Raw genomic sequence first — 12017 nt, 5'->3', positions numbered from 1 at the left:
TATCACTTGCATGTGAATCGAACTTCACAATATTTCTACTGTCATAACCCAACGTTACTCTGTAGACTATGGCGTATTCGCCATCGTTGGCAGTGAATTAAAACTTATAAAGATAAAGGGTCTTATCATGATCAAAAAGTGCCTATTTCCAGCAGCGGGCTATGGAACACGCTTCCTACCGGCAACTAAATCGATGCCTAAGGAAATGATGCCAGTCGTTAACAAACCTTTGATTGAATATGGTGTGGAAGAAGCCATTCAAGCAGGTATGGACGGTATGTGTATCGTTACTGGACGTGGCAAACACTCGATCATGGATCACTTTGACAAGAACTACGAGCTTGAACACCAGATCAGTGGTACCAATAAAGAGGAACTTCTGGTCGATATTCGCGACATCATCGACTCTGCGCATTTCACCTACATTCGCCAACGCGAAATGAAAGGCCTTGGTCATGCGATTCTTACAGGTCGTGAACTGGTTGGTGACGAACCGTTTGCTGTAGTCCTTGCCGATGACTTGTGTGTTAATGAGGACCAAGGCGTACTCGCACAAATGGTTGCACTATATAAGCAGTTCCGCTGCTCTATTGTTGCCGTGCAAGAAGTGCCAGAAGATGAAACACACAAGTACGGCGTTATCTCTGGTGAGATGATCAAAGACGATTTATTCCGTGTTGACGACATGGTTGAAAAACCAGAGCAAGGCACAGCGCCAAGCAACCTAGCGATCATCGGTCGCTACATCCTAACCCCAGATATCTTTGAGCTTATTGAGCAAACAGAACCTGGCAAAGGCGGTGAAATCCAAATCACTGACGCCCTTCTTAAACAAGCAAAAGCAGGCTGCGTTCTCGCTTACAAATTTAAGGGCAAGCGTTTTGACTGCGGAAGCGTAGAAGGCTACATCGAAGCAACCAACTACTGCTTCGAAAACCTTTACCTAAAAGATGAAAAAGCCTCTGAGCTGGGTAAGCACGCGACTAAAAAAGCTTAAGCACGTTTAAGCTCACTGAAGCATATAAATGGCCACTACTTAGTAGTGGCCATTTTTCTTTCAAAGCCTGTTTTTTTATCCAGTATTTCTTTGCACAAACTTCACACTATGTAATACTTGTCACACTACGTATTACATGAGTGGCAACAATGGACAAGATCGAAGTTAGGGGCGCCCGCACCCATAACCTTAAAAACGTCAATCTCACAATTCCTCGCGACAAACTTACCGTTATCACAGGTCTCTCTGGCTCAGGCAAATCATCTCTTGCTTTTGATACCCTATATGCAGAAGGTCAGCGTCGCTATGTAGAGTCCTTGTCCGCTTATGCAAGACAGTTCCTTTCACTCATGGAAAAACCGGATGTTGACCACATCGAAGGTCTGTCACCTGCTATTTCCATTGAACAAAAGTCCACCTCTCACAATCCACGCTCAACCGTGGGTACCATTACTGAGGTCTATGACTATTTGCGATTGCTGTACGCTCGAGTTGGCGAACCGCGTTGCCCTACCCACAAAGTACCACTGGCCGCTCAAACTGTAAGCCAGATGGTCGATAAGGTGTTGGAGCTTCCTGAAGGCTCCAAGATGATGTTGCTGGCACCTATTGTTAAGGAGCGTAAAGGGGAACACGTTAAAACCTTAGAGAACCTCGCCGCTCAGGGCTTTATTCGTGCTCGTATCGATGGTGAAACTTGCGATCTCTCTGATCCGCCGACTCTAGAGCTCCATAAAAAGCACACAATCGAGGTCGTTGTGGATCGCTTCAAGGTACGCGAAAACCTTCAGCAACGTCTGGCTGAATCTTTCGAGACGGCACTTGAGCTCTCTGGTGGCATCGTTGGCGTCGCTTGGATGGATGAGCCGGAGAAAGAAGACATCATCTTCTCAGCGAACTTTGCTTGCCCATATTGTGGCTACAGCTTACAAGAGCTAGAACCTAGATTGTTCTCATTCAACAATCCAGCGGGCGCTTGTCACACCTGTGACGGACTCGGTGTGCAGCAGTACTTCGATCCTGACCGTGTCATCGTAGATGAAAACCTCAGCATTGCAGACGGGGCAATCCGTGGGTGGGATCAGAAAAACTACTACTATTTCCAGATGTTAACGTCGCTGGCAAAGCATTATGACTTTGATCTGTTTGCGCCGTTTAAATCACTCCCTAAGAAAATTAAAGACGTCGTATTAACCGGCTCTGGACGCACTGAGATCGAGTTCAACTACGTCAATGATCGCGGTGATATCCGCGTCAAACGTCATCCATTCGAAGGGATCTTGAACACCCTAGAGCGTCGCTATCGCGATACAGAATCAAACTCGGTTCGTGAAGATCTGGCTAAGTACATCTCTACCAAGTCTTGTGGAACGTGTGGCGGAACTCGCTTGCGTGAAGAGGCGCGCAATGTCTTTGTCGACGATACGACACTGCCAGAGATCGTTGAGATGAGTATCAGCGAAGCGATGGCTTTCTTCCAGTCACTCAAGCTAGAGGGTCAGCGAGCTCAAATCGCCGAAAAGGTAATGAAGGAGATCAACGACAGACTCCATTTCCTCGTCAACGTCGGCTTGAACTACCTTAACCTATCTCGCAGCGCTGAAACCTTATCTGGTGGTGAAGCTCAGCGTATTCGTTTGGCCAGCCAAATTGGTGCGGGCCTAGTTGGGGTAATGTATGTACTGGATGAGCCTTCCATTGGTCTCCATCAGCGTGATAACGAACGCCTGCTTAATACCTTGACCCACCTAAGGGATCTCGGCAACACAGTTCTCGTGGTTGAACATGATGAAGATGCCATTCGTACAGCCGATCATGTGATTGATATCGGTCCTGGTGCTGGGGTTCATGGAGGCTCAGTAGTTGCTGAAGGCACGATTGACGATATCATTGCATCAGAACAATCCCTTACCGGTCAATATCTGAGTGGTAAGCGCGAGATCGCAATCCCTGAAAATCGCACCCCTATGGATCCGAAAAAAGTAGTCACGCTACAAGGCGCGACGGGTAACAACCTGAAAAATGTTGACCTTACGGTACCAGTCGGTCTGTTTAGCTGTATTACTGGGGTGTCGGGTTCCGGTAAATCAACGCTGATTAACGATACCTTCTTTAAGATCGCCCACACCCAACTCAATGGTGCTACGACTGCAGAGCCGTCACCGTATAAGAAAATTGAAGGGCTTGAGCATTTTGACAAGGTCATTGATATCGACCAAAGCCCTATCGGTCGAACGCCACGTTCAAACCCAGCAACCTATACCGGTATCTTCACGCCAATCCGTGAGCTGTTTGCAGGCACACAGGAAGCCCGCTCACGCGGCTATAAGCCAGGGCGCTTTAGCTTTAACGTGCGAGGTGGCCGCTGCGAAGCATGTCAGGGTGATGGCGTCATCAAGGTAGAGATGCACTTCCTTCCTGATGTATACGTGCCTTGTGATGTGTGTAAAGGCAAGCGATACAACCGTGAAACACTGGAAGTTCGCTATAAAGGCAAAACGATTGACGAAGTTCTACAGATGACCGTCGAGGACGCAAGAGAGTTCTTCGACCCTGTTCCTGTCATCGCCAGAAAACTACAAACCTTGATGGATGTGGGCCTGTCGTACATCCGTTTAGGTCAAGCAGCAACTACGCTGTCTGGTGGTGAAGCACAACGTGTGAAGCTAGCAAGAGAGCTGTCTAAACGCGATACGGGTAAAACCTTGTATATCTTGGATGAGCCGACAACGGGTCTGCACTTCCACGATATCGAATTATTGTTGTCGGTACTGCACCGTTTACGCGACCACGGCAATACCGTTGTGGTGATTGAACACAACCTTGATGTCATCAAGACCTCAGATTGGATCATCGATTTAGGCCCAGAAGGCGGACAAGGCGGTGGTGAAATCATCGCAGAAGGCACGCCAGAAACTGTGTCCCAAGTCGAAGGTTCTCACACAGCACGCTTCCTAAAACCTATGCTAAAAGGTTAAATTAGAGCATCATACATAGGAGGTCAGTTTGACCTCCTATGATTTTCTTGAGTTTAACTAGTCGCGAACATGGCAATCATTCATACCAATGGAACGGAACTCGAACCAGTAAAGGTTCGTCCTCCCCTTAATCGCAAGTTTATGACCGCCATGGCGGTGCTGTTTCTTATTGCGACACATCTATTTTGGCCAAACCCTGGGGGAACCGGCCTTGCGCTGTCGTTCAACAACACAGCATGGATCGTTTTCTCGATAGCCATTGGCTTGGGGCTTTACCAGCTAGGCACTAATCGAGTACTAAAATTTAGCAAACTAACCGTAGGGCTTGGGCTTTCCTGTGTATTGATGACGCTGCCCTTACTCTACAGCGGTCCAGATATCGCGTCTGTCGCTCCTCGATATGTCGCCCTCTGGTTTGGTTTCTTGTTTTTTGTATTGCTGCAGCAATTTCAATTTACCAACAAACAGAAGCAACGCTTGCTGTGGCTCATCGTGCTCGCTTCTCTCATTGAAGCTTCAATCGGTTATGCTCAGTTCCTGCTGCTCACGCCTGACAATTGGTTCGGCTACGATGTATCGACTAACCGTCCCTATGGCATTTTTCAGCAGCCTAACGTCATGGCAAGCTTTCTCGCTACAGGTTTCGTTCTCTCTGGCTACTTACTCGCTAGGCAAAAGCATAAGTACAACTGGCGAATCAGTGACGTATCTATCCTCTATGTCACCCCCATAATTACCATACCTTTAGTCGTAGTATTGGGCTCTCGAACCGGTTGGCTTGGCGCTGCGATGGGGTTTGTATTTCTTGTGCCATATCTTTACCGCCACTCGACCAGAAAACGCTTTAGAGGCTGGACTCTCGCTACTCTTGCTGGTTTAGCTCTAGGACTGCTATTAGGGTTCGGTAACTCAGGAAGTCAGAATCTGATCACGCAAAAGTCGAGTCTCGAAGATGTGCGTTCAACCATCTATAGCCAGTCTTTAGATATGTTGATTGAAAAGCCATTCACAGGCTACGGACTGGGTAAGTTTGAATCGGAGTATCTGATTTATACCGCGAGACAGCACCAGCTCAACGACAGCTTTGCACCAGGTCTGCCGGCTCTTGATCACCCACACAACGAAATGCTGTTTTGGGGGATTGAAGGTGGCCTACTCCCAATGCTCGGCATTCTACTGGCTGCTCTATTTGTATTGAGTCGGATCTACACCGCTAAAAAGGGAACTCGACTCGCTATATTTGCACTGTTTCTGCCCATCTTTTTGCACAGTCAGCTTGAGTACCCGTTTTACCACTCGCTGATCCACTGGATCACATTCATTATTCTTATCTACTGGGTCGATCAACGTACGCCAAGGATCAAACAGATCTCTTTTACTTCGTTTACCAAAACGCTCTCTAGGGTTCTGTCATTGCTCATCCCTATCTTGGTCAGTGTGTATATGGTCGCGGCGCTGCACACCAACTATGTACTGACCAAATTTGAAAAGTCGCAACCGGTCGACGCAAGTCTGCTAGAGCAAGTGACGAATCCTGTGGTTTGGAAAGACAGGTATCACTGGGATCTATACAGCACCTACTTAAAACTTGGACTCGCAACCGGAAACCCAGAGTATATTCAGCCTTATATTGATTGGTCAGTCGAGGTGATTAAGAGTAAACCCAGACCAGCCTTCTATCGAAACTTGATCTTGGCGTATCAAGGTAGTGGTGAGGTAAGTAAGGCCCAGCAGGTGCTCGCCGAGGCGCAATATCTATTCCCGGATCACACGTTTGCACTGGCACCTATTTCCACGCCAACCAGCAACCCCAGTGAGGCCGTAAGTTCTACGTCTACTACTCTTTAAAAAACTGAGCTCGTAAGAGTAGGCTCGTTAAAATAAGCTAGTTAAAAAATGAGGCTCACCACATCGGCGAGCCTCATTTTTTTGTTTATTACCCGCCCCATTCATAAAGCGCCGGGATATCGATAATGTCATTGTCGAATCGAATCGTTATCGACTGCGGTTCAATCGCCAGTAACTGGATCGAATTGAGTCGATCGCCTTCTTTCATTTCCTGACCATTTACCTTGATCCATCTTCGGTTCGTATCCGACGAGTACATGTGGGTCTGTAAATTAAGGGCGGGCAAACGACCTCGATAGCGGGCCTCGTTGCTCTCTAATGCTATATGGTCAGCATTGCGAAGCAGAGGATTTTCCGGCTCATTACTCATCGCCGCCGCCACTTTTCTCGCGATGTCTGGATCAAGTCCACTCAAATCAAGATCATCCAACCCAAAAGGTTCATTAGACGTGTTTGTTGGTTTTGGAGCATTAAGCGCTGGCTCAGAAACACTAGGCAACTCACGCTCGCTGTTTGATGAAGCCTGGATAGCGGCCATTGGTTCGGGTATCGGCAGCGGCGCTACATACGTTCTTTTAGGCAACGGCTTTAACTCAGAAAACGTCGGATACGCTAATACCGAGTATTCTTCGCTATTAGCTGGGTTATTCGATGGGCTTTCAGCAAGCGCTGCACCACTCACCATCGCCACAAGAAGTAGACTCACAGAAGTAACCTGACTCATTGCATGGATTCCTCAGGGTTATCCCAAACCAGGCTAGGTGCGTCGGTCTGGGTCATAAGCTCTAGCTGTCGGAGTGTGTTTCTTCCAGCAATGCCATCGACATCCATATTTTGCCAGCGTTGGAAGACCTCAACTTTACGCTCTAGTGTTTTATCGAACACGTCATTGCCGGTTGGCTGGTCACCCAATACTTGAGACAGTTTGCTATCCAACAGCAACACCTGCTCGCCTTGTTGATTCAAGCGCAGTGTCGAGTAGATCTCACGTTGCCAAATCGAGTAGTACTCACCGGTCCATAGTGATTCTAGCCACTCTTTCGACATGGCAATACGTTGCGTACCATTGAGCACCTCAACCTCATCACCAGCCACTCTGTAGAGCACGACATAGCCTTCTCGCCCTTTATGATACAAAGGCATAACAACAGGAAGGTTTTGTGCTGTGATCTGCTCTAACGTGCCAAGGTACTTCTGGCATTGAAACAAACCATTGGTTTCAGAGTCGCACATGCCATCTAACACGCTGGCTCTATATCCCCAAACGGCATAAAGCTCCTGGATCGCAGCAATTTTGTCATCACGATTTAGCAGTTGCGGAATCAATTCGGCAGGGTATAGAGTCTGTTGCGGCTGAGGCTCTTCGGCAATCACCGCTCGCGCATCCACGGGTGTCTCGACAGGTGCCGTTTCATTGGGAACATCAGTCGCCTGCAGCGACGCCCATGAGTGCTGAGCCCAAGACAAGGCATCAGCTCCCTTCCAGTACAAACCCGCCGCAACACACACGCCCAAGAGGGCAGGCAGAGCATATTGACCTATGGCTTGACGCCATGGGCTAGCCGTTGATTTGGCTGCATTACCAACACCGGGAGCCTGAAACGAGAGAATATCTTCACACGCTTTGAGAGCGATAGACTTTGACACTCGCTTCTCACCTGAATGGTAAGCGTACTGCAATGCTTTATCCCCAATCAGGTTAATCAGCCTTGGAATACCCTGACTCGCATTGTTAATCGCCGCTACTGCCGACTTGTTAAATAACGAAGTCTCGCCGCCTGCTGTCGATAAGCGAAACTCGATATACTGACGAGCCTCGCCTTCTGATAATGGCAGTAAATGATATCGACCCGTAATACGCTGAGCTAACTGGCGTAATTGCGTCGTTCTTAGCTTCTGTTGCAACTCAGGCTGGCCAATCAGAAGTACTTTCAGAAGCTTACGATCGTCGGTTTCCAGATTGGTTAAAAGGCGCAGTTGCTCTAGCACTTCTGCTGAAAGATGCTGAGCTTCATCAATGACCACCAGCGTATTGATGCCTTGTTGCTCATTGTGTTGTAAATACTGATAGATCGCTTGGCTTAACTGCTTGAGTGAGGCTTGCTCAGGATAAGAGATAGAGAATTCATCACAAATCGCTTCAAGCAGATCTTGGCTTGAAAACGTTGGATTTAAAATGAGACCTGACGCCGTTTTGTCATCAAGCGAAGCCAGCATGGCTTTGGCCACCGTGGTTTTCCCGGTACCTACCTCACCTGTAAGCATGGCAAAGCCGCCACCCTGACCGAGTCCAGCTTGCAAATGCTGCATCGCTTCTCGGTGGCGTTGACTTAAAAACAAGTAGCGAGAACTCGGTACTATCGAGAACGGTACCTCGCGAAAACCAAAATAATCCTTGTACATGGGTTAACCTTACAATATCACTCAAAGCAAAGTACCATTGGCGCTCAGTAATGCCAACGGCTAAGTAGTAAAAAGGGGAGCCAATTTGCAAGTCTTTCTTGTTGGAGGCGCAGTACGCGACCAATTATTAAAAATTGATGTCTACGACAGAGATTGGGTGGTCGTCGGAGCCACACCAGAGGCGATGCTTGAGCTCGGCTTTCAAGCCGTGGGCAAAGACTTCCCGGTATTTTTGCATCCAGATTCTAAAGAAGAGCACGCATTAGCTCGAACTGAACGAAAATCTGGTAAAGGCTATACCGGTTTCGAATGTTTCTCATCACCGGATGTCACGCTAGAGCAAGACTTAATGCGCCGCGATCTCACCATCAATGCTATTGCCCAAGATGGAACAGGCGAGCTTATCGATCCCTACAATGGGCAGCAAGACCTCGAAGAGCGGGTGTTGAGACATGTCTCACCAGCATTTAGTGAAGATCCACTTCGTGTCCTTCGCGTTGCACGATTTGCCGCGAAACTTGCTCATCTTGGTTTTCAGGTATCCCCTGAAACAATGTCGCTCATGCGCACTATGGTCGACGCAGGGGAGCTCGAATACCTGACAGCCGAGCGCGTCTGGCAAGAGTGGCATAAGTCGTTAACCACACAATCGCCTGAGGTTTTCTTACAGGTTCTTAGAGACTGCGGTGCCTTAGAAGTCGTACTGCCAGAGATAGATGCACTGTTTGGCGTCCCACAACCAGAAAAATGGCACCCAGAAATTGATTCTGGCGTCCATACCTTAATGGTGGCTAAACAGGTATCACGATTAAGCAGCTTGCCAACCGTGCGATTCGCAGCCCAAGTTCATGACTTAGGAAAAGCGGTCACCCCCAAAGAAGAGTGGCCAAGCCACAAGCTACACACGCACACAGGACAGAAGATCATTAAGGCATTGTGCGCACGGGTTCGCGTCCCCAATGACTACCGAGATCTTGCTATTGCCGTGTGCGCTCAGCATTCGAATGTTCATCGCGCATTTGAACTGCGCGCCAGCACCTTTGTGAAAATATTCGGCCAACTCGATGTCTGGCGAAAACCTGAAAAACTTGAGCAAGTCTTAGTATGCTGCGAGGCGGACCACAGGGGTCGAAAAGGATTGGAAACGGAACCTTACCCACAAGCAGAGCGTTTCATGACAGCATATCGAGCTGCAGTTAGTGTTAATGTCCAACCCATTATTGCTGATGGATTTAAAGGACAGGCGATAAAGGAAGAGCTGGATAAACGCCGCATCAAAGCGGTTGAAATGGCATTAGCCGAGGGAAACTAAAGCGAGTGATGATGAATAGTGGCTCGAAGGAAAAGCTCTGAGCCACTATCAAGTGAAATTAGCTCATTAGCAGAAAAGCAAACAGACCCACACCTAAGATCAAGCGATAAATCACAAACGGCGTCATGCCCATACGTGAGATAAGCTTCAAGAAGAAGTGAATACAGATATACGCACTAACGAACGAAACAATGATGCCCGTTAACAAGAAACCAAAGTGAATCGGCTCACTGCCAGTGGCGAGTTTCAAACCAAGATACGCACCCGCAAGCGTGATAATTGGAATCGACATTAAGAATGAAAAGCGCGCTGCCGCTTCACGGGTAAATCCAAGGTATAACGCTGCAGTAATCGTCGCACCAGAGCGAGAAGTACCAGGAATGATTGCCGCGGCCTGAGCCAGACCAATGAATAACGCTTTCTTCCAGCCCGCTTGATATTCGTCATCCGCCAGCTTAGCGTTTTTATCAACCCACCACAGCAACAAGCCAAATACGATTGTCGTCGTCGCAATCACATAAGCACTGCGCAGATAAAGCTCAATAATGTCCTTCATCAGCAAACCGAAGATACATGCCGGAATCGTTGCTAGAACAATCATCCACGCCAGTTTCGATTCTTTGCTTCGCTCTCCCTTGAATATGGATCCAAATAGAGCACTAAAAAGCGTGACGACCTCTTTGCGGAAATAGATCACCACCGCAGCCAGTGTGCCTACGTGTACAGCAACATCAAATGCCAGACCTTGATCTTCCCAGCCCAAAATAGCCGAAGGCAAAATAAGGTGCGCGGAGCTAGAGATTGGCAAAAATTCAGTAAATCCTTGCACCAAGGCCAGTATAAAGGCTTCAAAATAACTCATGATTAATAACTACCAACTAAAATTGAAAATCGATTTTTTTCAGTGAGTCTACATCGGACATAGTCTCTAAAATCTGTTCTACCGTTCGCCCGTCATTAGGAATAACAAGCTGCGGGTCGAGATCATACAGTGGCTGTGTGACAAAGGAATACTTAAAGATATCTTCACGCGGAACTAACGGCTTTTTTTGTGAGATTTCATTTCCATACAACAAGATATCAAGATCAAGCGTGCGATCCTGAAACTTTGCCGCATCTGCCGCCCTGCCCCACTTTATCTCAATCTGTTTTAACACTTGGGAAAGCTCAAACAAATTGAGATCGGTATCAACTCGCACCACCATGTTATAAAACTCACTGCCATCGAAGCCAAATGACTCACAGGCATAAACGGGCGAAAGTGCAAGATTGCGTCCTAGAGATGTCAGTTCTACGAATGCCGCTCTGATGTGCTTTTCACGCTCCACATTGGTACCGATGCCAATGTAAGTAGTGATCATGCGTGGCCTCGCTCAATAACGACACCAACGCTTTTTGCTTGAGGAACAGCTCCAGGTTTAGCAAGACGTATCTTAACCCAAGGCACATTGAATTGATTTTGAATGATAGCGGCAACCTCTTCAGCAACACGCTCTACCAGGAGGAAGCGCCCATTCTGGATATGGTTGAGTACTGCTTCACTTACTTTTGAATAATCCAAGGCATCAGCAACATCATCACTTTTTCCTGCTGGCGCATTATCATGTGCCATTTCAATATCAAGAATAAGCTTTTGTTTAATCTCTTGTTCCCAGTCATACACACCAATGGTGGTGATCACTTCAAGCTGCTCAATGAATACTTTATCCAATGCCATGATTTGTCCTTTGATTAGAGGTCGGATACCCATTTATCGGGAAAAAACGTACTATTTTCGTTATGATATCAGTCCCTATGGATAATTTCTTGCGAAAAGGGTTCCAATGACACCAATAGCACTCGCTATGATTATTGCAGCTTACCTGCTTGGCTCTGTGTCGAGTGCTGTACTGATCTGTCGTCTACTCAGACTGCCCGATCCAAGAACGGTCGGGTCCAATAACCCCGGAGCGACCAATGTCCTGCGTACTGGCGGCAAAGGGGCTGCTGTTGCCGTGCTTCTTTGTGACATGCTGAAAGGGACGATTCCTGTCTGGAGTGGCTATTACCTCGGCATCGATGCTGTAGTGTTGGGTGTCATTGCGATTGCTGCATGTTTGGGTCATATGTACCCACTATTCTTCCATTTTAAAGGTGGCAAAGGAGTGGCAACAGCGCTGGGAGCCATCGCACCCATTGGTTGGGATTTGACCGGGCTCATCACCGGGACATGGTTATTGGTTGCCGCACTGTTTCGCTATTCTTCTTTAGCGGCGATAGTGACGGTTCTCATGGCCCCTGTGTATACCTGGATGGCGCGCCCACTATTTACCTTGCCAGTTGCCATGCTTAGCTGTCTTATCCTATTAAGGCACCATCAAAATATTCGCAGGTTATTTGAAGGAACAGAGCCAAAGCTAGGTAAGAAAAAGACCTCCTAGTTACCTATCTTCCCAATAGAAAAGAGCAGCCTAAGCTGCTCTTTTCTGTATACGCGATG

General features: G+C 47.7%; 10 protein-coding genes. 5 read left to right on the top strand and 5 right to left on the bottom strand.

Features of this window, described 5'->3' with window-relative positions; translation table 11 throughout:
• Window positions 1-127: 127 nt before the first annotated feature.
• From galU to LY387_RS02240, 3 genes are all read left to right on the top strand, one after another.
• Window positions 128-997 (top strand): UTP--glucose-1-phosphate uridylyltransferase GalU, encoded by an 870-nt coding sequence (gene galU / locus LY387_RS02250; protein ID WP_042473378.1) that lies wholly within the window; start codon window positions 128-130, stop codon window positions 995-997.
• Between the two features lie 149 nt (window positions 998-1146).
• Window positions 1147-3975, top strand: a complete 2829-nt coding sequence (uvrA, locus tag LY387_RS02245; protein WP_234495173.1) for an excinuclease ABC subunit UvrA — start codon at window positions 1147-1149, stop codon at window positions 3973-3975.
• Window positions 3976-4044: 69 nt separating this feature from the next.
• Window positions 4045-5823 (top strand): PglL family O-oligosaccharyltransferase, encoded by a 1779-nt coding sequence (locus LY387_RS02240; RefSeq protein WP_234495172.1) that lies wholly within the window; start codon window positions 4045-4047, stop codon window positions 5821-5823.
• Between the two features lie 88 nt (window positions 5824-5911).
• Here the strand turns inward: LY387_RS02240 and LY387_RS02235 are convergent, their stop codons facing one another.
• Both LY387_RS02235 and LY387_RS02230 read right to left on the bottom strand, forming a co-directional pair.
• Window positions 5912-6547 (bottom strand): general secretion pathway protein GspB, encoded by a 636-nt coding sequence (locus LY387_RS02235; RefSeq protein ID WP_234495171.1) that lies wholly within the window; start codon window positions 6545-6547, stop codon window positions 5912-5914.
• Window positions 6544-8226 carry an ExeA family protein gene (locus tag LY387_RS02230; RefSeq protein WP_234495170.1) on the bottom strand — a complete coding sequence of 561 codons (1683 nt, stop codon included), beginning with the start codon at window positions 8224-8226 and terminating at the stop codon, window positions 6544-6546. Before LY387_RS02230 ends, LY387_RS02235 begins: the two co-directional genes overlap by 4 nt.
• 85 nt (window positions 8227-8311) lie before the next feature.
• Between LY387_RS02230 and LY387_RS02225 the strand changes: the two genes are divergently transcribed.
• Window positions 8312-9538, top strand: coding sequence for a multifunctional CCA addition/repair protein (locus LY387_RS02225; RefSeq protein WP_234495169.1), 1227 nt, complete (start codon window positions 8312-8314; stop codon window positions 9536-9538).
• 58 nt (window positions 9539-9596) lie between these two features.
• Here the strand turns inward: LY387_RS02225 and LY387_RS02220 are convergent, their stop codons facing one another.
• Genes LY387_RS02220 through folB form a run of 3 tightly spaced genes read right to left on the bottom strand, consistent with a single transcriptional unit; the run spans window position 9597 to window position 11255 of the window.
• The gene (locus LY387_RS02220) at window positions 9597-10400 is read right to left on the bottom strand and encodes an undecaprenyl-diphosphate phosphatase (RefSeq protein ID WP_042473366.1); all 804 of its coding nucleotides are present in this window, start codon (window positions 10398-10400) and stop codon (window positions 9597-9599) included.
• Between the two features lie 16 nt (window positions 10401-10416).
• Entirely contained in the window at window positions 10417-10899 is a 483-nt protein-coding gene (gene folK / locus LY387_RS02215; protein WP_234495168.1) for a 2-amino-4-hydroxy-6-hydroxymethyldihydropteridine diphosphokinase, read from the bottom strand.
• Window positions 10896-11255 (bottom strand): dihydroneopterin aldolase, encoded by a 360-nt coding sequence (gene folB / locus LY387_RS02210; RefSeq protein ID WP_234495167.1) that lies wholly within the window; start codon window positions 11253-11255, stop codon window positions 10896-10898. Before folB ends, folK begins: the two co-directional genes overlap by 4 nt.
• A gap of 106 nt (window positions 11256-11361) precedes the next feature.
• On the opposite strand from folB, the gene plsY reads away from it, so the two are divergent.
• A complete protein-coding gene (gene plsY / locus LY387_RS02205) occupies window positions 11362-11958 on the top strand; it encodes a glycerol-3-phosphate 1-O-acyltransferase PlsY (RefSeq protein WP_234495166.1) in 597 nt (198 codons plus the stop codon).
• Window positions 11959-12017: the final 59 nt, after the last annotated feature.

It is taken from the genome of Vibrio maritimus (genome assembly GCF_021441885.1).
In the GTDB taxonomy this organism is placed as follows: domain Bacteria; phylum Pseudomonadota; class Gammaproteobacteria; order Enterobacterales; family Vibrionaceae; genus Vibrio; species Vibrio maritimus_B.
This window is presented reverse-complemented; position numbering and strand designations above follow the sequence as displayed.

Coding starts and splice junctions, on each gene's coding strand:
- plsY (WP_234495166.1), top strand. CDS start 11,362: ATGACACCAATAGCACTCGCTATGATTATTGCAGCTTACCTGCTTGGC.
- LY387_RS02235 (WP_234495171.1), bottom strand. CDS start 6,547: ATGAGTCAGGTTACTTCTGTGAGTCTACTTCTTGTGGCGATGGTGAGT.
- folB (WP_234495167.1), bottom strand. CDS start 11,255: ATGGCATTGGATAAAGTATTCATTGAGCAGCTTGAAGTGATCACCACC.
- LY387_RS02230 (WP_234495170.1), bottom strand. CDS start 8,226: ATGTACAAGGATTATTTTGGTTTTCGCGAGGTACCGTTCTCGATAGTA.
- LY387_RS02240 (WP_234495172.1), top strand. CDS start 4,045: ATGGCAATCATTCATACCAATGGAACGGAACTCGAACCAGTAAAGGTT.
- LY387_RS02220 (WP_042473366.1), bottom strand. CDS start 10,400: ATGAGTTATTTTGAAGCCTTTATACTGGCCTTGGTGCAAGGATTTACT.
- galU (WP_042473378.1), top strand. CDS start 128: ATGATCAAAAAGTGCCTATTTCCAGCAGCGGGCTATGGAACACGCTTC.
- folK (WP_234495168.1), bottom strand. CDS start 10,899: ATGATCACTACTTACATTGGCATCGGTACCAATGTGGAGCGTGAAAAG.
- uvrA (WP_234495173.1), top strand. CDS start 1,147: ATGGACAAGATCGAAGTTAGGGGCGCCCGCACCCATAACCTTAAAAAC.